The 23912-nt window shown below is 45.3% G+C and carries 18 protein-coding genes, 1 tRNA gene and 1 riboswitch; of the genes, 9 read left to right on the forward strand and 10 right to left on the reverse strand.

Features of this window, described 5'->3' with window-relative positions:
- The 3 genes from ACJ751_RS15860 to ACJ751_RS15870 form a co-directional block, all read right to left on the reverse strand.
- On the reverse strand, window positions 1-466 hold a 466-nt coding region (locus tag ACJ751_RS15860), incomplete at its 3' end, for an Arm DNA-binding domain-containing protein (RefSeq protein WP_407746479.1).
- Between the two features lie 296 nt (window positions 467-762).
- Window positions 763-836: transfer RNA gene (locus tag ACJ751_RS15865), tRNA-Pro, on the reverse strand.
- 127 nt (window positions 837-963) lie between these two features.
- Complete coding sequence (locus ACJ751_RS15870) at window positions 964-1350, reverse strand: RidA family protein (protein WP_407746480.1); 387 nt, start codon at window positions 1348-1350, stop codon at window positions 964-966.
- Window positions 1351-1659: 309 nt separating this feature from the next.
- On the opposite strand from ACJ751_RS15870, the gene ACJ751_RS15875 reads away from it, so the two are divergent.
- On the forward strand, window positions 1660-4899 hold the full coding sequence (locus ACJ751_RS15875; protein ID WP_407746481.1) for an AsmA-like C-terminal region-containing protein: 3240 nt from the start codon (window positions 1660-1662) through the stop codon (window positions 4897-4899).
- 371 nt (window positions 4900-5270) lie between these two features.
- On the opposite strand, the gene ACJ751_RS15880 is transcribed toward ACJ751_RS15875, so the two are convergent.
- Both ACJ751_RS15880 and ACJ751_RS15885 read right to left on the reverse strand, forming a co-directional pair.
- Window positions 5271-6857, reverse strand: coding sequence for an ABC-F family ATP-binding cassette domain-containing protein (locus ACJ751_RS15880; protein ID WP_407746482.1), 1587 nt, complete (start codon window positions 6855-6857; stop codon window positions 5271-5273).
- Between the two features lie 247 nt (window positions 6858-7104).
- Window positions 7105-8418, reverse strand: a complete 1314-nt coding sequence (locus ACJ751_RS15885; protein WP_407746483.1) for an ankyrin repeat domain-containing protein — start codon at window positions 8416-8418, stop codon at window positions 7105-7107.
- A 57-nt stretch (window positions 8419-8475) separates the two neighbouring features.
- On the opposite strand from ACJ751_RS15885, the gene ACJ751_RS15890 reads away from it, so the two are divergent.
- From ACJ751_RS15890 to ACJ751_RS15900, 3 genes are all read left to right on the forward strand, one after another.
- Window positions 8476-9036, forward strand: a complete 561-nt coding sequence (locus tag ACJ751_RS15890) for a helix-turn-helix domain-containing protein (RefSeq protein WP_407746484.1) — start codon at window positions 8476-8478, stop codon at window positions 9034-9036.
- A gap of 304 nt (window positions 9037-9340) precedes the next feature.
- Window positions 9341-11590, forward strand: coding sequence for a heavy metal translocating P-type ATPase (locus ACJ751_RS15895; protein ID WP_407746485.1), 2250 nt, complete (start codon window positions 9341-9343; stop codon window positions 11588-11590).
- Between the two features lie 10 nt (window positions 11591-11600).
- A complete protein-coding gene (locus ACJ751_RS15900; RefSeq protein ID WP_407746486.1) occupies window positions 11601-11816 on the forward strand; it encodes a heavy-metal-associated domain-containing protein in 216 nt (71 codons plus the stop codon).
- A gap of 108 nt (window positions 11817-11924) precedes the next feature.
- Here ACJ751_RS15900 and ACJ751_RS15905 read toward each other — a convergent pair whose 3' ends face one another.
- The 5 genes from ACJ751_RS15905 to ACJ751_RS15925 form a co-directional block, all read right to left on the reverse strand.
- Window positions 11925-13358 carry an MFS transporter gene (locus ACJ751_RS15905; RefSeq protein ID WP_407746487.1) on the reverse strand — a complete coding sequence of 478 codons (1434 nt, stop codon included), beginning with the start codon at window positions 13356-13358 and terminating at the stop codon, window positions 11925-11927.
- Between the two features lie 78 nt (window positions 13359-13436).
- The gene (locus tag ACJ751_RS15910) at window positions 13437-14555 is read right to left on the reverse strand and encodes a glycosyltransferase family 9 protein (RefSeq protein ID WP_407746488.1); all 1119 of its coding nucleotides are present in this window, start codon (window positions 14553-14555) and stop codon (window positions 13437-13439) included.
- On the reverse strand, window positions 14527-15111 hold the full coding sequence (locus ACJ751_RS15915) for a D-glycero-alpha-D-manno-heptose-1,7-bisphosphate 7-phosphatase (RefSeq protein ID WP_407746489.1): 585 nt from the start codon (window positions 15109-15111) through the stop codon (window positions 14527-14529). Before ACJ751_RS15915 ends, ACJ751_RS15910 begins: the two co-directional genes overlap by 29 nt.
- Window positions 15108-16442: a glycosyltransferase family 4 protein gene (locus ACJ751_RS15920; protein WP_407746490.1), complete on the reverse strand. Its 1335-nt coding sequence runs from the start codon at window positions 16440-16442 to the stop codon at window positions 15108-15110. Before ACJ751_RS15920 ends, ACJ751_RS15915 begins: the two co-directional genes overlap by 4 nt.
- Window positions 16439-17419 carry a glycosyltransferase gene (locus ACJ751_RS15925; protein ID WP_407746491.1) on the reverse strand — a complete coding sequence of 327 codons (981 nt, stop codon included), beginning with the start codon at window positions 17417-17419 and terminating at the stop codon, window positions 16439-16441. Before ACJ751_RS15925 ends, ACJ751_RS15920 begins: the two co-directional genes overlap by 4 nt.
- A gap of 217 nt (window positions 17420-17636) precedes the next feature.
- Between ACJ751_RS15925 and ACJ751_RS15930 the strand changes: the two genes are divergently transcribed.
- From ACJ751_RS15930 to ACJ751_RS15950, 5 genes are all read left to right on the forward strand, one after another.
- Window positions 17637-19343, forward strand: coding sequence for a carbamoyltransferase (locus tag ACJ751_RS15930; protein WP_407746492.1), 1707 nt, complete (start codon window positions 17637-17639; stop codon window positions 19341-19343).
- Window positions 19340-20320, forward strand: a complete 981-nt coding sequence (locus tag ACJ751_RS15935; protein WP_407746493.1) for a glycosyltransferase family 2 protein — start codon at window positions 19340-19342, stop codon at window positions 20318-20320. Before ACJ751_RS15930 ends, ACJ751_RS15935 begins: the two co-directional genes overlap by 4 nt.
- The gene (locus ACJ751_RS15940; protein WP_407746494.1) at window positions 20317-21360 is read left to right on the forward strand and encodes a glycosyltransferase family 9 protein; all 1044 of its coding nucleotides are present in this window, start codon (window positions 20317-20319) and stop codon (window positions 21358-21360) included. The genes ACJ751_RS15935 and ACJ751_RS15940 overlap by 4 nt, the downstream gene beginning before the upstream one ends.
- A gap of 25 nt (window positions 21361-21385) precedes the next feature.
- Window positions 21386-21523: riboswitch (TPP riboswitch) on the reverse strand.
- 377 nt (window positions 21524-21900) lie between these two features.
- A complete protein-coding gene (locus ACJ751_RS15945) occupies window positions 21901-23124 on the forward strand; it encodes a KGG domain-containing protein (RefSeq protein WP_407746495.1) in 1224 nt (407 codons plus the stop codon).
- Window positions 23125-23223: 99 nt separating this feature from the next.
- A complete protein-coding gene (locus tag ACJ751_RS15950) occupies window positions 23224-23847 on the forward strand; it encodes a ferritin-like domain-containing protein (protein WP_407746496.1) in 624 nt (207 codons plus the stop codon).
- The last annotated feature ends 65 nt before the right edge of the window (window positions 23848-23912 follow it).

Genomic DNA, 23912 nt, shown 5'->3' on the forward strand with positions numbered 1-23912 from the left:
AAACGCCCTTATCTGTGTCTTTACTTTCCAAAAAGTGATTAACATACTCTATGGTTGTTTTGTAATTTTTAAAACCGTCTTTTTTGAGTTTGTCCTCCCAGATTTTTTTATAGTACTCCGTAAGCTCCTTAAGTGTATGGCCTTTTTGGGAAGAATGGATTCCTAAATACGCCTGCTTTACAGATTCAGCTGTGATCAAAGCCTCGGTTTCTTTCAGCGTGCGATATTTTGACCTAATCTTATGCCTGATGTCTTCAATGTGTTGATTGATTTCTTTTACTTCAATTGATTTACCCTTGACCGTTTCCTTGTCGGAATCCCAATTATTGGCGTCGATTCTTTCTTTAGTTGAAATTTCTGCCCGCTCTTCATCAACAGTGATACGAGCAAAAATGTAAGCTTTCTTTTTGTCATCCTTGCATCGTCTAATAAGGAAGTCAATGGCAAACGTATGAGTGCTTTCCATAAACATGATTTGATAGGTTTTGAAATGAATTGAATTCTTGCTCACATATTCCATCAGTCCTCAGATTCGAATCCGTTTCGAATCCTATCAAAAAATGTCAGAAAAAGTGGACTATCTGGATGAATGTCAACCACTTGCATAGCACTTAGTGAGTTCAAAGTCAATGCCAAATTTGACTCACCGGATTGCTCACTTGAGATTTGATATTTTCTGCTATAATTTGATATCAGGAAAAATAAAAAAGCCTGTAAATCAATTTAGATTTACAGGCTTGATGTCTTTTGACATTCATTTCGTCGGGTGGACAAGATTCGAACTTGCGACCCCTAGCACCCCATGCTAGTGCGCTACCGGGCTGCGCCACCACCCGAACTCGGCAACTCAGGTTTAAAACCCTCTATTACAAGGATTTTTACTACCTGATAAAGTGCCTTTGGGGGTGCAAATCTAGCTTAAAAAATTGATTTCCTGAAAAATATACTGCAAAATGAAAAAAATTATTTGGCCGCCACTGCCTCAATTTCAAGTTTCCATCTTTTATCCAGTAACTGACTACAAATAACCGTTCGGGCAGGAGCATGGCTCCCCAGGTACTTCATCAACGTTTTTACATTCGCTTCGTCATACGAGGGATCTGCCAGGTAAAAACGAAGGGAAACAAGATGCTGATAGTTCATGCCAGCGGAATTAAGTATAGTGCCCAGATGTTGCCAGATCAGCTCTGCCTGTTCTTCAAATGTTTCGGGCATATCTGTGCCGTTCGACAAATAACCATTCAAACCACTAATAAATAAAAAGCTGGTGTTACCGCTCACCTGTACGGCATGACTATAATTGCGATAAGGTGGAAAAAGGTTTTCCGGGTTGTGTAGTTGCAGGTTCATTTACTAAATATACGACGCTTCAATCCTTTTCTGCTCACAGCAAGTTAACGCCGTCGAATCCATTCCCCTAAGTATGCACCCTTCATTGTAGTAGAAGGCAATAGTGGTAAACATGTTGCCGAATTGGTATATGTTGTAGCTAAATGACCGTTGCCCGCACACACTTTTATTCCCAATATTTCGTTAACAACAAAGCTTTACGGAGAAACTCGTAGTTCCCTGTAAAGCTTTGTATTTTTTTAAGCATTCAAGAGTTATTTTTGTACCGGCTTTGCTTGACCGTAATTAGAACCCCCAACCAATTCGTCCATGAAAAGCAAAACGCGTAAAAGGCTCATCCGGTTTCTGTTAATACCGGTTATTGTGATCCTGTTGTTGTTAGGAACCGCATTTGTTATTCTCACCACACAGCAAACCAGGCTGGTGAAGATGGCTTTAAAAGAGCTGAATAAAAAACTGCCCGGTACCATCTCCGTTGAAAAAAGCGAGATCTCTTTTTTAGATAATTTTCCCTACATCTCCATCCGGTTAAGCCAGGTGCGCTTTTATGCCACCAAACACACTACCGGCAAGCCCCTGTTTGCGGCTGAACGGGTTTTTGCAGGGTTCAGCCTGTCAGATATTCTGAATCAGAATTACAGGGTGAAAGTGATAGGCACAAGAAATGGCCACCTCGACCTGGTGGAAGAAAAAGACGGCCAGTTGAACATTATAGAAGCCAGCCGTATGGCCCCGGATACTACAAAGGCAACTGATACTACCGAATCACCGCTGAAGTTAGATATCAAAAAGATCGTGCTGAAGGGGATGACGATTTCTTTCATCGATAAACAAAACAATCAAACCATCGTTTCGAAGATAGAAAAGATAACCTCGTCGATCCTGAACGATAGTCTGAAGATAAATGCGGGCCTCAATGGAAAATTCGTCATCGATTATACCAGTGCCGCTTACCCGACTTTGTTCCGCAATAAACATGTAGAAACTGATTTTGTGGTCTCTTATGCAAAAAGCAATGAATTGCTTACCATCGATACCGGGAAACTTAAGTTCGAAGAGGCGGTGTTCAATGTAGCAGGAACTTATAGTCTGAAGAAAAACAATAACGCCATCGATATTAAATTCGCCGGCGACAGACCCGATCTGCAACAGCTGTTTGCTTTTGTACCTGAATCGGCTGCTAAACAAATAAAACGTTTTAAATACGATGGCCATGTAAATTTTGATGGAACTGTGAAGGGCAGTCTGGCTAATGGACAAATGCCGCGTATAGATCTTAATTTCGGCTGTTCCGAAGCGTGGCTGCACAATTCTGAAACCAATAAAAAGCTGGATTCGCTGGCCTTTAAAGGTTATTACACCAATGGCGATGGCCGCAACCTTAAGACATCAGAATTGCGTTTACTGGGTATGCATGCCAAACCGGGCACCGGCGTTTTTGACGGGAATTTCATCATGCGTAATTTTGAGAGCCCCAAAATTCTCATGCAGTTAAATTCCAATCTCGAACTGGAATTTATTGGCGCCTTCCTGGGCATAAAAGACCTGCAACGCATTACAGGGCAGATCAGTTTAAAAATGAATTTTAAAGAACTGATGGACATCAGCGCCCCCGAGCAATCGATGGGTAAACTCACCGAAGGCATTCAAAGCGAACTTGCCATACGCAACCTCACCTTCCGCATACCTGATTACCCACATAACGTAGAACACCTGAACCTGCACGCCAACATGAAGAATGGCTTTGTAACGTTGGATTCACTGGTATGTAACATCGGGCATTCCGATTTTTACATAGATGGTTCGCTGAGCGATCTGCCTGCTATTTTCCACGCACAAAGCAAACCCGTACTGGCTACCCTGCATGCGCACAGCAAACAAATGATCCTGCGCGAGCTCATGAACATCGATACTGCCAAAACACATAAAGGAAAAGAAGAGATCTATGGATTCAACATCGGTGTATCGCTGGAGACTTCGGTAAAGGAATTGTTACATCCCAATCCTTTGCCTAAAGGGGTTGTAAAGATAGAACACCTGCATGCCGACTTCAAAAGATACCCGCATGAGTTCAAAGAATTTGGCGCCGAGCTCACCATTGCCGATACCATGTTGCGGTTAAAGAATTTTGCCGGTCACATCGACAGTTCAGACATCCAGTTCAGCGGCCGCGTAAATAACTATGCGCTCTGGTTCGATAAAGTGAAAAAGGGCAGGACCGAAATTGCATTCGACCTGAAATCACAACGCCTGGCCATGCGCGACCTGTTGGGCCGCAGAAGCAAAAAAATGGTCCCCAATGACTGGCAGGATGAAGTGGCTACCAACCTGTGGCTTCGTTCCAAAAGCCAGCTGCGCTACGACTCTGTGTTCAAATTCGCCAACGTTAAAATTGCCAATATTTCAGGCCAGTTAACCAAACACGCCATTCAACTGGATAGTATCAAAGGCAATGTAAAATTCAATACCGATAACTTTATTAAGATCGACACGCTTACGGGCAGGATCGGCCGCAGCGATTTCGATATCAATATGCGCCTGTACACCGGTAACGACAGCGCCCGGAAAATAAAAGAGAATTACCTTAAATTCAATTCCCGCTTTCTCGATGTTGACCAGCTGACCAATTATAAGTTCACCGCCATGGAGGAAACACCGCCTGCCATGACTGATACGGCAGCTGCCAATACACCGGCTCGTACGGTATCTGCTTCAGCACACGCCAAAGCATTTAATATTTTTGAAGTACCCTTCATAAATTTCAATGCCTCAATAAATATCGGCAAGGTGAAGTATCGCCGGTTGTGGATCAAGAACATCGAGACCAACATGCGGATGCTGGAGACTCACCACCTGTACCTGGATACCCTGCACATGGAAATGGCTGGTGGCAAGATCGATGCCCGCGCGCACTTCAATGGCAGTACGCCCGACAAGATCTATTTAAGAACGCGTATTAAAGTGGATGATGTAGACCTGGAGAAAATGCTGTTAAAGCTCGATTACCTGGGCCAGGATTATGTGATTAATAAAAACCTCAAGGGTCATATAACCGGACAAATAAAAGGCTATATGCGCGTGCATCCCGATTTAACACCTATGATGGATCAGTCACAGGCGGAACTAAATGTAAACATTTACAACGGAGAGCTGGTGAACTTTGCGCCCATGGCTGCTATGGCGGCTTACTTCAAGGACAAGAACATGACCAGGATCCGGTTCGACACCCTGCGTAATGTGCTTACGTTTAAAGATAACATGCTGAACATTCCAACCATGAATATCAACTCTTCATTGGGCTTTTTGGAATTCTCCGGCACCCAGTCGCTCGATCTGAAGATGGCTTACTATGTACGCGTTCCGCTGAAAATGGTCACTTCGGTTGGTTTCAATATGTTGTTCCATAAGAAAAAAGAAGAAGTAGACCCCGATCAGGTTGACGCCATTGAATACCGCGACAGGGATAAGCGGATCCGTTTTATGAACCTTACCATCACCGGTACGCCCGATAATTATAAAGTTGGTTTAGGTAAACCGAAAAAAGCATAAATTAGGCAGAAGGCAGAGGTGCCTTCTGCCTAACAGAAAAACCCCATCGAATGGGGTTTTGGGTTTAATAATTTGTACTAATTAGAGTGTTGACTTTTTCAATGGAATTGGACTGTCATGGATCGGACTGACTCATAAGATATCGGAAAAAACGGGGCCATCTCTTAGACTGTCTGGTTGCACACCAGCAGTATTCAAATATAATAAGTAATTGAAATAAAAGAAAGGGGTTTGAAAGGATTGTTTTACGTTAATGAAAAAATATAGCAGGCGCATTCCCTTTAATTGTTTTTGTTACAATTGATTAAATGCGTTTTTTTCAAAAATGATCCGGATCAATTTTTTTAAGATCTGCTTTATCTTCATTTAGCTCAAACGTTAAATGTACTCTTAACATTTACCTGCTCCAGAAAATGCAGATCGTGCGACACCACCAACAATGTTCCGGTATAGGCATTGATGGCGGCGGTTAATATTTCAATATTTTGAATATCAAGGTTATTGGTTGGCTCATCCAGCATAATAATATCAGGCGCCTGGTTGCCAATGGTAAGACAGCACAACAGCAGCCGCATGCGCTCCCCGCCGCTTAACGCATTACCCGGCTTATCCCAATCGTCTTTTGAGAACAGGAAGCGGCTGAGCCTGATCTTGATCTCATGTTCCTGCAAACCCGTTTTATTATATTGCTGAGCCTGTTCATATACCGTTTGCTGGTTATTGATCAAAGAATAGTCCTGGTCAATGTAAACACTTTTATTGTCAGCGCGGAATACGGTGCCAATAGCCGGTTCCAGTTCACCCAGGATGATCCTGAACAGGGTGGTTTTACCCGAGCCATTCAAACCTTTGATAGCGATCCGTTCTCCACTGTTTATTTGAAGATCGAGGTTCTTCTTCCACAGCTGTTGTTTACCAAACTCAAGATTGATGCCGGTAGCGGAAAATAGCATCTTTCCCTGGTGCAATGTAGTATTATCAAAACCAAGCTGCATTTTGTCTATGTCAGGCAGTTCATTACGCAGGGCCTGTAATTCCTCAGAAATACCACTGATCTTTTCGCCATGCGCACCTTTGACCTTTGCCGTACTGTTTTCTGCATTGTTCCGAAGTGTGTTCATCATTATCCGGGCAACGCCCGCTTTCTCCTGTTTGCGTTTGCCCCGGGCATCCAGCTTTTGTTGCCGCTCCATGGCTTCCCTTTCTTTCTCCTTTGCCTTACGCAATGCTTTTTCCTTGCTTTGAATGTCCTGGCTCAGGGCATTGTTGGCGATAGCTTTCTGTTCTGCATAAAAATCATAATTACCGCCATATAGCGTTAATCCGCGTTTACTCAATTCAGCAATCGACTGCAGACCGTTCAGCAGTTTCCTGTCATGGCTTACCACTATCAATGCGCAGGAAGTGGTGGCTATAAATTCATACAACAGTTCTCTGCCCGCAGTATCCAAATGATTACTTGGTTCATCCAGCAACACCAGTTGTGGTTGATGAATATGGATGCCCGCCAGGAACACTTTTGTTTTTTGTCCACCGCTCAGGATAGCCATAGGCTGGGAGAGTGGCAATTCGTTCAACTGCCAGTATTGTAAGGCTTCCCGGCATCTTTCTTCTATCGTCCAGTCATCGTTCAGCTGGTTAAGATAGTGTTCAGTTACATTCCCGGCGAGGATCTCGTGTAGCGCTGAAAGCTTGCCATCGATGCGCAATGCCTGCGCAATGGTCAGGTGATTATACTGACCGAATAACTGCGGAATATAATAGGGAATAGTATCCAGTACAAGCTGCCCTTCATGCGGTGGCAATTCACCGGCAATGATCTTTAATAAAGTAGATTTACCGCTGCCGTTGTTACCGATCAATGCAATTTTGTCCCGGCTGTTAACAGTCAGGTAAATATTTTCAAACAATAATTCCTTGTTGGGATGTATATAGGAGAGATTCTGCAGAAATAGCATAATTTCTTTCTTCAATAGTTAAACAAATAAAACAGAACAGTGCCAGCTTGCGGGTGCTGTTACTATGTCAATCGGGAAAGAAATTATCTATTACATTAAATCGGGATAAATGAAGAGGGGGCAAATATACGAAAATAATTTTAGTGGTGAGCCGGCAGAAGGCAGAGAATTTCCTGTGGCTCAAGATCGTTTATTAATTGCAAATAATCGCGAGCCATGTTTGCCGTTTGCCGTCTGCCGTTTGCCTTTAGCGTTTAGCAGCCAGTAAGATATCAACTTCCTCGTATCCACAAGGAAAGGGAATATTTTTAACAGATGCACCAGCTTCCAGTAACACTTTAACGGACTCAGGGGAACGCCGTACCATCCAGTAAGAATCTACACAAGCTTTGATGGCCAGCGCCAGCGGTGTTTGTCCGTTTTTATCTGCCACATCAACTGGCGAACCGGCTGCGATCAGGGTTTTAACAACAGCGGGATATCCTCGATAGGCTGCTACATGGATAGCCAGACTTCCCGTTGGTATTTCGTAATAACCGTCGCCATTGCGATAAGGCTCGTTGGCGGGAATGCCCAGGTTCAACAAATGCTGTATCCCCGCTGCATTGCCACAAACACTAAAGCGGGTCAGCAATTCACCGCCTATGTCTTTTATTTGCGCAACAACAGTAGGGGATTGCGCAGCCAGTTTTTTCACTGCATCGCCATCATCCATAGCACAGGCGGCTATCAATTTAAAAACACCCTGCTGTTCTATGTCAACCCCGCGTTGCTTAAATAAAGACAACACATCACCCCGGCCTTCACAGCCGGCCATGGTGATGGCGGTAATCCCATTGCTCGATAAGTGCGGATCGGCGCCGGCGTTGAGTAATTTTTCGAAGACCATTATTCCATTGGCGCGTTTTAACGCATGATGCAGGGCATGCCAGCCGCGCTTTCTTTCCCCATTGGCGTCGGCTCCATGCGCCAACAGGTATTCCAATCCCTTCTCATCGTGCCAGTCAATTTTCCTTATCAGCATCATCGACAGGTTTTCTTTCGTGAGCTTATCTGTTTCAACCAGTAACTGCATGGCGTCGTTCTCGTAAGTCTCAGGCGAATGGTACACCGCTTCTTCATCGTTAGGCTCAGCGCCCCTGTCAAGTAGCAGTTTGGTAAGTGCGGCATTATGCGCCAATCCTGCAGCGCCATATAAAGGCGTTTCATATTCAACATAGGGCGATGCCGTTTGAAATCCTAAACCGGGGTCAGCCCCGGCATCCAGCAAAGCTGTAGCAGCCTGAACAAAATCATCAGTTTTTTCTTTATGCAATCGCAGGTATTTGGAAAGACACAGATACACCAGTGCCGTGCCGCCATATGGTTCCGAAACCGTGGTGGCATTGGCCGGGTCTTCCGCCAGCCAGTCGCGAACAAGGGCTGCGTTTCCCGTTATAGCAGCCGTGTGTATGTCACTGGTAGCTATTTCGGGATGCGCGGCCATCATTTGCTCTGCTTCATCCAGCGAACCATAAAAGATAGCCGCTTTTATAAATTCAATACGTCTTTCTTCATTCATACGAAACAATTGTGTAACCCTAAATTATTGAAAAAATAGAAGCTGTATCTTTGCAATATGCAACTCTATATAAAAAATATGGTATGCGACCGGTGTATCCTGGCTATAAAAGAACAATTACAGCAAGCCGGCATTCCCTATACCAGGGTGAATTTAGGGGAAGTGGAACTGGAAATGGAACCTACCCCCACACAACTCGACTATTTAAATAAAGGTTTAACCGCCATTGGGTTTGAACTGCTCGACGATAAAAAAGAAAAGCTGGTAGAGAAAGTTAAGAATATTATAATAGCCCTTGTTCATCGCAATGAAGAGGGCAATAACAAAAAACTTTCCGCTTTGTTGGAAGAAAGGCTGCAACTGGATTATCATTATTTATCCAATTTGTTTTCTTCTACCGAAGGCATTCCCATTGAAAAATATGCCATCCGCCAACGGATTGAACGCGTAAAGGAATTGCTTACCTATAATGAATTAAGCCTGAGCGAGATCGCCGACCAAATGGGATACAGCAGCGTACAACACCTTTCCCAGCAGTTTAAGAAAGAAACTGGCATGACGCCGTCACAGTTTAGGGATTTAAAAGACAAATTCCGTAAACCATTAGACAAAGTGTAGGAGAACAGGCAGGTCGTGAAACGGCAAACGTGAAACGTGAAAGGACTCGCGAGGATGATATCCCCCGTTCTCTTTTCATCTTTCCCTTTATTTCATCATACAATTCCTTTATCAACTCTATCAACCCTTTCAACCTGTTAACTTGTCAACTCGTTAACTGGTCAACTGATCAACTTATTTCTGCCTTTCAATGTCTGCCGTCTGCCTTCTGCCGTTTGCCTGCCTTTAAATTATATAACTCTCAGGCCAAATGTTATAACAATGGACTAATTAGTTAATGGGACCTTTGTACAAAGGATTCCATATGAGTACCATTGAAAAAGACCAATCAACAATAATAAAAACGGTAAAGAAAACCTTTCCCGTACTTGAAATGACCTGTGCCGCCTGTGCAGTAAGCGTTGAATCGATGCTTAGATCGGCGGGCGGCGTAATAGATGCAGGTGTGAATTTCGCCAACCAAAGCGCCTGGGTGCAGTACGACCCGGCCATTGCTACGCCAGCTACACTACAACAAACAGTACGCTCCATTGGCTACGATCTGGTCATCGATGAAGCAAACAGTCAGCAGATCCAGGAAGCAGCCCAGCAGGACCATTACAACGAATTAAAGCAACGCACCATTTGGGCATCGGTATTATCCCTGCCCGTGGTAATTATTGGCATGTTCTTTATGAATATGCCTTATGGAAACTATATCTCCATGGCCCTAACGCTGCCGGTCATTGGCTGGTTTGGCCGTTCGTTCTTTATAAACGCGGCAAAGCAGGCCCGGCATGGCAAGGCCAATATGGATACCCTGGTAGCCCTGAGCACCGGCATTGCTTTTTTATTCAGCGTCTTTAATACACTGGCGCCCGGTTTCTGGCATGCAAGAGGTATTCACCCGCATGTATATTATGAAGCAGCTTCCGTGATCATCGCCTTTATTTCGCTCGGTAAATTACTCGAAGAAAGGGCCAAACACAATACTTCCTCCGCCATTAAAAAACTGATGGGTTTACAACCCAAAACGGTACGCGTATTAATAAATGGGAAAGAACAGGAGTTACCCGTTTCCAATGTGTTGCCCGGTCATCTTATTCTTGTTCGTCCCGGTGAAAAAATACCAGTGGATGGTTTGGTAACCACCGGGTCTTCTTTTGTTGATGAAAGCATGATCACCGGGGAACCTTTACCTGTTCAAAAAGAAAAAGACAGCAAAGTATTTGCCGGCACTGTGAACCAGAAAGGCAGCTTTCAGTTCCTGGCGCAGAAGGTGGGGAACGATACCCTGCTGGCCCACATTATTAAAATGGTACAGGAAGCACAGGGTAGTAAAGCGCCCGTGCAAAAACTGGTCGATAAAATCGCCGGCATTTTTGTCCCGGTGGTAATAGGAATTTCTATCCTCACTTTCATTGTATGGATGATCGCCGGTGGCGATCATGCGTTCACCAATGCCCTGTTAACCTCGGTAACGGTACTGGTGATTGCCTGTCCCTGTGCGTTAGGCCTGGCCACACCCACCGCTATTATGGTAGGCATTGGTAAAGGCGCCGAGAACAACATCCTTATAAAAGATGCAGAAAGCCTGGAACTGGCTTATAAAGTAGATGCCGTGATCCTCGATAAAACCGGCACCATCACCGAAGGCAAACCTGTGGTGACACAAATGAACTGGTTGCCTGGTAAAGAAAAGAACGCGGCATTAAAACAAATTCTATACAGTCTGGAAGTGCAATCAGAGCACCCGCTGGCCGAAGCAGTGTTGCAGGCATTAAAACAGGAAGGCATACAAGCGGGCGCCGTGAACAATTTTGAAAGCATTACCGCCCGGGGCGTAACCGGCGTAATGGGCACCAACCGGTACTATGTAGGCAACAAACAACTGATCGATGAGCACCGGTTGACCATTGATAAAACATTACTGCAGCAGGCGGCACTGTTGCAACAACAGGCCCAAACCGTAATTTATTTTGCCGATGCGCAGCAGGTGCTGGCCATCATCGCCATTGCCGATAAAATAAAAGCCACCTCTGCTAAAGCTATTCAGCAATTACAGGCAAGAGGCATTGAAGTATATATGCTCACCGGTGACAATGAACAAACAGCTGCGGCCATAGCAGCGGAAGCAGGTATCAAAAATTTCTCAGCAGGCGTATTGCCCGCAGAGAAGGCTGACTTCGTGAAAAACCTGCAGGCGCAAAACAGGGTAGTGGCCATGGTGGGCGATGGCATCAATGACTCGCAGGCGTTGGCCCAGGCCGATGTAAGCATTGCCATGGGAAGAGGATCAGATATTGCCATGGACGTAGCCACCATGACGCTTATTACATCTGATCTGCAATCGATACCCAAAGCATTGCTGCTTTCCCGCAAAACGGTTCGCACCATCAGGCAGAACCTTTTCTGGGCCTTTATATACAACCTGATCGGAATTCCATTGGCAGCAGGCGTATTGTATGCGGTCAACGGGTTCCTGTTAAACCCCATGATCGCCGGCGCCGCTATGGCACTAAGTTCCGTATCAGTAGTAACAAACAGTTTACGATTAAAAACAGTTAAAATATAAATTCAACAGTATGGAAACAGTAAAATTCAAAACAACGATCAAATGCAGTGGTTGCGTGGCCACCGTAACGCCTTATTTAAATGATGCAGTAGGCGAAAACAACTGGCAGGTCGACATCCAGGATCCCAATAAGATCTTAACGGTAACTACCAATGATACAACAAAAGAAAATGAAGTGATCGGGAAACTGCAACAGGCAGGGTATAAAGCAGAGAAGATCAGCTAGGGTGGGGGCACCCTCATATTATCAAGGTGAGCCGCTCTTTTAGAGAGCGACCCACCTTTTTTATTTGTAGCCCAGCTTGAACAGCCTGAGCAATAGCAGCACTTTGAACTATTGCCCATTGCCCATTCTTCTTCCCGGTAATCTTTTCCGAACAAGATTTCGGAACGCATCATGCAAATCAATCAGCTGACCAATCACAAAGTATTCCTTAAGATTGCTTTTAATATTACTGCGGATCATCTTCTTCACCACATCTTTTTCTACTTCGCCGGTTTCTTTCACTTGTACCAACAGCTCAACGGCAATAAAGGCCAGTCCGGCTGCCAGCAGGAACAGGAAATTCAATTCGTGCAAGTCCAGCAAATGAATTACTTTTCCCCAGTGCGGGCTTTTATACTGCGCATCTATTGATACAGAACGGCTCTGGAAAAAATCGGCCAGGTACCCGCCGATCAGCGGGGCTATAAAGGAGAAAAGCGCGGTGATGATATTTTTGGTAGAGAGGTATACAACAGATTCTTCCGACGGCGAAAGCTTTAAACTGATATTGGTGAGCGACAGGTTAATGCCGGCATTGCTGATCCCCATGCCTGCATGTATCACCAGCAGCAATAACAGGTTCATGTATGCGTGCGTATAAATGCCCACATAACACCAGCCGATCAGGGTGAGTATATACAGTGGGGCGGCAAGGGCGATAATGGTTTTATTGCTGTAGTTGTCTGCAAAACGGCCCCACATGCGTACGGTTAAAATACTACAGATCTGGCTGATGATATTGTACCCGATAATATAAGTAATGGAGAGCCCCATCTTCTTCATCATAAACACTACAAAGAACGGAGCGGCTATATTGGTGGCAAATACCCAGGCAGAATTAAAGATCAGTAAGTGCCGGAAATTATGGTCGCGCAGCGGCCGCTGCAGGATATTTACAATGTTGCCCTGCGTTCTTAATCCCAATGGCTCTGGTGTGGCCGACAAACAGGCAGCGCTGATCATCCCGGCAATGCCACCTCCAATAAATAAACCCGCATATACATTTAATTCGGCGGTAATACGATGGTTCTTTGTATAATCAACAATAAAAGCGGTCAACAATCCCAATACAATATTAAGCGCCTGGGTGTAACTCGTACGGCGCGAGAAATAATCGCCCAGCGATCGTTCAGGCACCAGGTCCTTCATCCAGGCATTCCAGCAGGGGCCGGCTATTGATCCAAAGAAATAATGAAAGATCAGGATCACAATCACCGATTCAACGGGAATGGATTTAAAGAATAAGATCAGCAACCCGATAATCAGCAGCGGCGTTCTTGCCAAAATGGAACAGATCACCGTAACAGCGCGCCTGTTGTTAAATCGCCGAACCAGCCATACACTCAACAATTGAAACACATTGGTTATGGTAGGCAACCCGGCCAGCAATCCTATTTGAAAATTATTGGCATTCAGCAACAGCACCATGGCAGTGAGAAAGGTGCCGCTCGTAAGGGTGGTCATGGCTTCAGAAGCCAGTCCGTCCCCAATTACGAGATTCATGCCCCGTTTTACTTGTCTTTCTGTTAATGTGGTTTCAGGCCTCCATACCATAATATACAATTTTCAAACTGTTAGGAATTACAGTATCAGGGTATCGGGTGCTATATATTCGTCATCATTCTTTTGCTGCAATAATGATTCCAACGCCTGTGCAATGGCAGCAGGCTGGGGAAGCGCTGCCTGTTGTATCATGCGGTAATTACGTACATAACCGATCACTTCGTTCTTACTTTGCAAACCATCCGGCACATTATAGGGAAATATCCGGCCGCATACTTTCCAGGGGGTGTGTTGCGGATTGGTAAGTGCATACAATACCACCACCGGGGTTTCACAGGCGGCTGCAATATGAATGGTAGCGGTATTTACCGAAACAACACCCGCTGCGCCGGCTGTCAATGCAATAAACTCACCCGTAGTAAATAGTCCGGCCACATCTGTCGCCTTGTCACCGACACCCGCAGCTATGGCGCTTGTCAGTTCCTTTTCTTTAGCAGTACCGGTGAGCAGGATGGGCAACCCCATTTCACTTACCAGTTGTCCTAATTCGATCCATTGTGGCAGCGGGTATTTTCTTTTTTCTTCACTTACCCCGGGATGAAAAATGAGATAGCCATTTGAAGTATCAATGGATGCCTGTTGCAATTTGGCTTGCATGTTTTGCCTGTCTTTCCCGCTTACAGCAATCAGCAACCTGTCTTCATTGGTAACAGCGCCGGTCACTGCTACTAACGCCAGATCGCGTTTTACCTGGTGCTGCACAAAATGGTAAGGTTCTTTATCGGGCAACCAGTGCGTAAGCAGATCATATGGGTTCTCCCGGCTATAGGCTAATCGAATGGGAATACCGGCCATCATAGTAAGCAGGGCTGCCGGCAACGCACTTTGACTGTACACCGTAAAAATGATCGCCGCATCAAATTGATAGCTGCGCAGCTGCGTCGCCAGCTCCAGCAGGTCTGCACCGCTAACAGCAGTATTTGATCTTATCCAGGGCAGGTCACGAATAATTACTTCATCGATCACTGGAATATAACCCACAATGCTTTGGGCCATGGTAGAGGTAAGCACGGTGATATGGCAAAGAAAGGTTTCCTTCAATGCCTTTAATGCCGGCGTTGTCATAATGAGGTCGCCCATATTATCAGCCCTTATGCACAGGATCTTTTTACACGCGTTCCACACTGGCTTTTGCATTTGCATATTGTATTATAATACCAGCAGCCTCACTCCAGCTACTGCATACATAATCGGGGCGCCTGTTATTATTCAACACCCATTCCGTTTCATTACCGGTATTTAATAAGATGGTGGCACAACCAGCCCGGTTACCCGCTTCACAGTCATGCAGAATATCCCCAATCATCCAGGAACTTTCCAGGTCGATATCAATGTCCATGGCTGCTTTTAATAACAACCCCGGCATTGGTTTGCGGCAATAACAGGCTTTTGCATAAGGGCGGTTGGTGCCTTCAACATGATGCGGGCAATAATAAAAACCGTTCAACTCAATACCCTGCAGCAGCAACCGGGTGGCAATAAACTGGTAAACCTGCTGAATAGCTTCTTCTGAAAAATAACCGAAGGCAATTCCGGGTTGATTGCTTATAATGATCAACTGGTAACCATTCGACTGCAACAATCGCAACGCAGGTATCACCTGTTCTTCAAATGTTATTAACCTGGTATCTACATTATAGGGCACATTTTTTATCAGCGTACCATCTTTGTCAATAAACACAGCCTTTTTCATATTGCTGAACTTTTAAAAACAGGAAGCAGGTTCATAATATGAAGCAGGGCTGCGTGGTCGGTGATCTTTTTTGTCGGCAGAACTTTTACCTGTTTTTGAACATCGCTCAGGACTTTATTATATACCTGGTGAACATCAGCAGCTACCTTATGCCAGGTAAACGCGTGACGCACATGTTTAATGGCATGCTTACACATAGCAGTATGCAAGGGCGTATCATTCAACAACTGGCATATTTTATCAGCCAGCAGGTCGGGGTCATGGGGTGGAACCAGGAAACCCGTATATTCATCCACCACACTATATTTAATTCCCCCCACATTGCTGCCAATCACCGGTGTACCACAGGCCATGGCTTCCAATGGGGTAATGCCAAAGGGTTCATACCAGGGGGTGGAAATAAACACATCGGCCGCGGCATAATAATATTTCAGGATCGAGCGGGCTTTACGACCGGTAAATGTTACCTGGTCATATACGCCACTGTCAATAGCCACCTGTTGTAACCGGCCGATCTCCGGCGTTAAACCCGGATCGGGCAGCTCACTTTCACCACCTACTACCAGCAACTTTAAATTGCAACGGGTATAATTCTTTGCAATGCCCAATGCCCTTATCACGTTATCCACCCCTTTTCTGGGCACCATTCTTCCTAATTGAAGAATTATTTTATCGTGTTGCGGCAAACGCAAAAAGTCCCGCGCCACTGATCTGTCGATGGGATAAAACTCCCGGGGATTGAACCCACAGGGCACAATAGCAATGCGTGCGGGGTCGGCATCGTAATGCTCCATCAGGTCTTGTCTGTCCTGCGGACATTCGGCTATCAGCAAATTCGCATCGGCGACAATATGCTTTTCGATCAGCGTTCTTTCAGGTGGAAAGCCATCCTGTTGTTTCTGGTGTAGTTGACGCACCAGTCCCAATGCATGAAAGGTGACCACGTACGGAATGCCGGTTGCCTTTTTTATATTGGATGCCACCAGGGCCGACATAAAAAAATGCGCATGGATCAATTCATAATACAGTTCATGCGTGCTCATAAAGAACAGCATTTGAAAAGTGAATTCCTGCATGTACTTCAACAGTTGTTCTTTCGGTATGTGGGAGGGCGGCCCCGCCGTTAAATGAATCACCCGAACGCCCGGTTTCCATTCCACAACATCCGGCACTTCAGTATTTTCCCTTCTGGTATAAATATCTATGTGATATCCCTTGCGTGCCAGCTGCATGCTCAATTCGGCAACATAAACATTTTGTCCGCCATTATCTATACCACCCAGCAAGGCCAGCGGCGATGCATGCTCACTGATAAATGCTATGTTCTTCATACAGTCATCATTTTTTTATTGATAGCAAATTGAAATACCCCGTTCCATTCCTTTTTAAACCGGTCCATATTAAATTGTTCCTGCGCAACAGCCCGCCCATGCTGTCCCATGGTGGTTGCCAGAGAATGATCACTCAACAATAATTTCATCCCTGCAATCAGCGCATCGACATCAGTGTTGATGAATGCTGACTCTCTATTATGTAGCAGGTTGGCATATTCTGTAGTAGCCAGTGAAACTACCGGTATCCCCGCCATCATGGCTTCGCATACCGACAAGCCAAAACTGGTGTGCCGGATGGGGTTGAATAAAAACCGGTAACGCGTAGTAAAAGCAGTTAAACGCGGGAACAATACTTCACCCAATCCACCATATTGCTCGGTACCCATGCCGGCCAGATCAATGGGTACTTCATTCCGCACCCGTTCAAAAATATCCCAGCCTGTTATCCGGCCGCGCTCCTTTATATGATTGATCACCACGATCCCTTTCTTTAGTTCACCCGTGTAGGAATGGGAGGGTTCAGTTATTCCATGTTGAATTACTCTTATCATCGGCACATTGTTCTTCCACATCAGTTTATTATAATGTGTAACATGCACCAGGATTACATTGGGATCATATAATGGGTGGTAAGAATCCACTGCATATGGCGCGGGGGCATTATGCTCTAAATAAACAGCCGGCAATTTTCGTTGCTCGGCTGACAATATTTCATACTGATCGATGCGAAAATTCTTTTCCGACTGAAACAGGATGCAATCAAACTGCATGGACCTTACTTCGGAAACCGGCACCTCTATTACGTTGTCGCCGAACAAAAATGTTTTGCCACGGCCATAATATCCCTCGTTCTTTTTATCATTTACCGGAATGTAAATATCAAAATTACATTGCGATAGATAGTATAAATAGCTTCCATGAATGTGCCAGGTAAAGATCTTTAACCTGTCTGATTGATGTAATGTAGAAGTCATAAGTAGTATCTTATTTGAAATAGCACTTATGAGAGGACTTAAAAAAGAATGCCGCACGATTCTGTGGAATAAGAGAAACGCTTCTGTCAATTATTCATATTAAGAGAGCGTTAAGTCTACATTTATAATAGACAACATCAATGATATGGCACGGTAAGATATTTGATTCATTCAGAATTTATCACTTCTATTACATCAACAATTAAATACGGGTATTATGTATACGTTGGGAATCAACGCAGCCTTTCACGACTCTGCTGCGGCACTTATAAAAGATGGGGTAATTGTAGCAGCAGCAGAAGATGAACGGTTCACACACATCAAGCATGGCAAGCGGCCAATACCGTTTTCTGCCTACGAATTGCCTTATCATGCAATTGATTATTGTTTACAGGAAGCAGGCATTACCCTGAAAGACGTTGACCACATTGCCTATTCATTCGATCCTGCATTATTGCAAAAGCAACAGCAGGGCTCATCAGATGATAACAATAAAGTAACAGATATATTTACATCAGCGTTGAACGACTTGTTCCTTTCCTATATTCAGCAGGCTCCGCAGCATTTACGCGATGGGTATCCCCATCACCTGCAAAAGCGGCTTGCCGGCATGGTTACACAACCGGAAAAATGGCATTTTGTAGAACACCATATTGCTCATGCTGCGAGTGCTTTTTATCCGTCACCTTTTAAAGAAGCAGCGGTTTTAACGCTCGATGGCCGGGGTGAACTGGCCAGCACAAGCTATTTCATTGGCAACGGTAACAGTCTTGAAAAAATTGGGGAGGTACGCATGCCCCATTCATTAGGTATGTTGTACGAAAAAATGACCACCTGGCTGGGCTTCCTGCATTCATCAGATGAGTACAAGGTAATGGCCTTGGCTTCCTATGGCAAACCGGTGTATCTGGAAAAATTCCGCTCCTTCATTCACATCGGTGAAAACGGTAGTTATACCATTGACGATTTTTCACCGGAAGACGCCTTTGGTCCTGCACGCAAAAAAGGAGCCACGTTCGAACAACGATATTTTGATGTGGCCCATTCTTTACAAAAAGTGCTGGAGGAAACGGTATTGACGTTGGTGCGCTGGTTACATAACGAAACCAAACAGGATAACCTTTGTATGGCCGGTGGTGTTGCGTTGAATTGTGTGTTGAATGCCGTGGTGCGCGATAAAGGGCCATTCAAAAACATTTGGGTACAACCCGCAGCCGGGGATGCGGGTACGGCGCTCGGCGCAGCCCAATGGATTGACCGGAAATTCAACACTACCGGTGCGCCCGCACAAACAATGGAACATGCCTATCTGGGTCCCGCGTATTCCGATGATGAAGTAGAAACATTATTACAATGGATGAAAATACCTTACCGCAAGCTGCACAATATAGCTGCGGAAACTGCGCAATTGTTGGCAGACAATAAAGTGATCGGCTGGTTTCAGGGCAGAATGGAATTTGGTCCCCGTGCATTGGGCAGCCGTTCCATCCTCGCTTCACCCGCCGACGCCAACATGCAACAAAAGTTGAATGAAATAAAAGACCGCGAAGACTTCCGGCCTGTGGCGCCGGTGGTGATGGAAGAGGTGGCAGGCGAGTGGTTTGAGAATGCCACCGTATCGCCCTTCATGCTGTTTGTGTACAACATCAATCCCGCGAAGGTTGACAAAATACCCGCCGTGCGGCATGTGGATGGTACCGCCCGCATTCAAACTGTTAACAGGCAGCAACATGTATTGTATTATGACCTGTTGCACGAGTTTAATAAACTCACCGGTATTCCGGTATTGATCAATACATCTTTCAACACAAGAGGCGAACCTATTGTGTGTACGCCCAAAGATGCCATTGCCTGTTTCTGGACATCGCCCTTCGATGCCCTTGTCATCAATTCATTCTTACTGGAAAAAAATGCCGCTGCATGAAACCATCCATTTCTGTTGTGATCGCCACCTGGCAACGCACCAGCTTACTGGAGCGTTGCCTCACTGCATTACTCAATCAAACCATCAACAAAACCAATTATGAGATCATCATTGTAACCGATGGGCCCGATCATGAAACGGTACTATTTATGAAACAATGGCTCAGAACCTATATGGGTGGTGTGGCAGTCACCTGTTTGTCGTTACCCGTAAAAAAAGGACCAGCAGCTGCCCGCAATGCCGGCTGGCGCAAAGCGCAGGGCGAACTGATTGTTTTTACCGATGATGATTGTGTGCCACAACCCGAATGCCTGGCGCAATACTGGGCGGCCTATGCACCGTACCAGGATACAGCCGTTGCTTTTTCCGGTACCATACAGGTACCCTTGTCGGGCATGCCAACCGATTATGAAATGAATATTTTTCAATTGGAAAAGGCCCGTTTTGTAACCGCCAATTGCGCCTGCAGCCGCAAAGCGTTGTTACTCACCAACGGGCTCGATGAAGAATTTACCATGGCCTGGCGCGAAGACACCGCTCTTGAATTTGACCTGAGTGAAAAGGAGGTTCCAATAATAAAAGTACCCGGCGCCATTATACAACATCCCGTGCGCACAGCGTCCTGGGGCGTCAGTATAAGGGAACAAAAAAAGAGTATGTTCAACGCCTTATTATATAAGAAGCATACAAGGTTGTTCATGAAGACCAATACTGGTCACACCCCGCGGTACTATTATTTGATAGCCTGTACATTGTTGCTGGCCCTTGGATTTGCATTTCGCAATACACAGATCACTTTATATTGTTTGGAAGCATGGGCGGTATTAACCGGTTGGTTTGCCTGGAAAAGGTTGCGCCATACCTCCCGCAGTTTTAACCACGTTATTGAAATGATCTGCACTTCAGCCATCATCCCCGTATTATCGATTTACTGGAATCTCTACGGCGCCATAAAATTTAAGACATTATACATATGATTAGATTTAATAGTGAAAGACCAAAGATTGCCTTGTTCAGGGCCCTGCAACTGGGCGATATGTTGTGCGCAGTGCCGGCCTTCCGGGCATTGCGGCATGCATTTCCGCAGGCAGAGATCACCCTGATAGGATTGCCCTGGGCGAACGCTTTTGTTGAACGGTTTAATAAATATCTCGACAGGCACATTGTATTTCCCGGTTATCCCGGTTTACCTGAACAGCCATTTTCACAACCTGCCTGGGATGAGTTTGTTAGCCTTATGCAACAGGAGGAATTTGATTGCATACTGCAAATGCAGGGCAATGGTACTATAGTAAATGAGATGCTGCAACAGTTACAACCCAAACAACTGGCAGGCTTTCATCGCAATGATTGCTTAATGAATGAAGAAACATTTTTAGAATATCCGGAGAATGAACATGAAATTAACCGGCACCTGTTATTGATGCAACACCTTGGTATTCCCGATTATGGCACACAGCTGGAATTTCCTATTACAGAACAGGAGGAAACCGGGTTGTTACAGGTGGCGCCATTTGTACAACAGGATAAATATGTTATAGTACATCCTGGCTCTAGAAGCGAAGACCGCCAATGGCCACCGCTGTATTTTGCTGCACTGGCCGATCATTGCGCCACCCATGGCTATCATGTGGTGTTAACAGGCACGCCCAATGAAACACCTATCACTGACTATTTAGCAGAACTGATGAAACAGTCTGTAACAAATCTGGCAGGAAAGACGAGTCTCGGTATTGTTGCCGCATTAATAGAACACGCGCAGTTATTGATTGCCAACTGTACAGGTGTATCGCACATTGCTGCTGCTACAAAAACACCCAGCTTAATTATTAGTATGGATGGCGAACCACATCGCTGGGGACCTTTAAATCAACAGTTGCATCATGTATTTGACTGGACGCAAAAAAGATCATTTACTGATGTTCATCATAAACTGGTTGAACTGCTTAAAAAAGACCACGCATTATCAAAGTTCAATGCGATGCAATCAGGAGAACGAGGTTTCATTGTTGAATAAAAAAAAAGACTCCGGATGTACCGGAGTCCTCTTAATTTCTCGTCCCTTCGCTGGCATTATCCAGATCAGGTTATTGGGGTCTAATCTCAGATTTTGTATTCCTATTTATTCTTCCTTTTCAGGATGTAAACTTTGTTTTACAAAACCACCCCCTTTGAGAATAGCTGTATTATTTTATATAAAACATGTGCCAGTATAAAACAGCCTTGAAGCAATAAATACAGACACCATATTGAGGAAATAGTTCTGCATGAAAACCCCAGATAAAAATTGTGGGGTTTATTTTTTTTATTCAATTCTATGTACATAGCTTTATTTTACCAATGGCAACAAAATAGCTTCGCACCGTTTGTTTATACATTGCTGCGTATTTAAACAATTCACTTATTAAGGTTCAACATTTCCGGATTACCACCATCGAAGTGTATAACGTGTTGCGATACCCGCCACACAAAGAAACTGTCAACCATACGCATAGAGTGAGCATTAAAATTGCAAGTAATAATAATACCAATTATCTAACGTTTAAACACTTTTGTTATGCAAAGAAGAGAACGTCAGGGCAGGCAGGATTCCGGCCGCCGGCAAAATGAAGGAAACCGTGGTCGTTACGGTTCACAAGGGAGCTATGAAGACTATGGACAACAGCAAAATTACGGACGACAGGGTGGGCAGCAGACAAATTATGGATACCGCGAAGAAGATGGTAGAAGAAGGATGCAAGGTGGACAACAGGGAGGTTATGGTCAACAGGGAGGTTATGGTCAGCAAGGATATGGACAAGGTGGTAATTACGGCCGTCAGCAAGGCAGCAACTGGGGCCAGCAGGGATACGGCGGAACGCAAGGTGGTTTCGGTGGATATGGACAGGAAGGGCAATATGGTCAGCAGGGCCGGTATAGCGGACAGCAAGGTGGGTACGGTGGATATGAGCATGAAGGACAATATGGCCAACAAGGACGTTATGGAGGAATGCAGGGTGGATATGGCCAGCAGTATGAAAACGAATACGAAGATCAGGGGTATGATGAAGATTATGATGAAGATGACAACAGCGCCCGCATGCAGGGACGCTATGGTGGTGAAGAAGAGGAAGACTATGACGACGATTGGTATATTGAGGAAGATGAAGATGATGATGAAGACGAAAACACCGGACGCATGATGGGCCGCTATGGACAGGAAGAAGGCGAAGAAGAAGAGGATTATGACGATGATGAAGAGGATGAAGACGAATATGAAGGTGGCGGACAACGTCAGATGCAGGGGCAGGGACGTTCACGCCGGGGTTTTGGCAGTATGCCTCGTGAAAAGGTTCGCCGCATAGCCAGCATGGGTGGCCAGCATTCACATGATAATGATGAAGACAGAGGAGGCAGATCCTCAGGTGGCCGCCGCCAGGGTCAGAGCCAGAGCAGAGGCCAGGGTCAGAGCAGAGGTCAGGGTCAGGGCCGGGGTCGCAATGAAGAAGAGGGTTCTTCTTCACGCGGCAATCGTTCCTCTTCCGGCCGCTCAGGCAGAAGCAGCTCCGGCAATTCGCGTCGTGGATTCGCCAGCATGCCCAAAGAAGAAGTACGCCGTATAGCCCGTATGGGTGGCGAATCTTCACATGGCGGAAGAGGCCAGGGTAGCCAGAGTGGCAACCAGGGCCGTTCGTCATCCGGCAGCAGCAACAGATCGTCTTCCCGAAGCCGGTCACAAAGCGGATCAGGAAGAAAAAGCCGCTCCGGTTCATCAAACCGCAGCAGAAGCAGTTCCAGATAAAAATATGTTACTTAATAAAACAGGGTTATCCTGAAGGATAGAGTGCATGTCACTCTATCCTTTTTACAAAATCATTTTATCACACAAAATATTGGAGTTATGGCTACCGCTACAGAAACCGGTAAAAAAAATGGGCACACACCGGAAGCTTCAGAGCCTGCTAAAAAAAAGGGAAGCCTGCAACAGGAGGAATCACCCTCATTTCTGCAGAAGTTTTTTATCGACCAGTTGAAAGACATGTATTATGCTGAACAGGAATTACTAAAGGCATTGCCCGAAGTAAAAAATGCAGCCACTACCGAAGAGCTGGAAGACGCCATTGAAGAACATATGAAACAAACTGAACGGCACGTAAAACGGCTGGAAAAGGTATTTCGTATGGTGGGACAAAAAGCTGAGGGCAAAAAATGTGAGGCCATGGATGGCTTGCTCCGCGAATGCAGGAATATCATCAGGGAAACGGAAGAACAATCCATGACCCGCGATGCCGCCCTGGTCATTGCTGCACAAAAAATAGAACATTATGAAATAGCCTCCTACGGCGGATTGGTATCACTGGCCGTTACCATGGGTATGGAACGCGCCGCGGATCTACTCGATAAAACTTTGGGAGAAGAAGAAGATACAGACCAGTTGCTCACCGATATTGCCGAAACCTACATTAATGTAGAAGCCGAGCATGAAGGCGCGTACAACTGGGATAAAAAAATATGGGTTGTCTAACGAAAGGTAAAGGGCAGAGGAAGGTTGACCAGTTAACCAGTTGATTGATCTGTTGACGAGTTAAC

The organism is Niastella sp. (assembly GCF_045805085.1).
GTDB lineage: Bacteria > Bacteroidota > Bacteroidia > Chitinophagales > Chitinophagaceae > Niastella.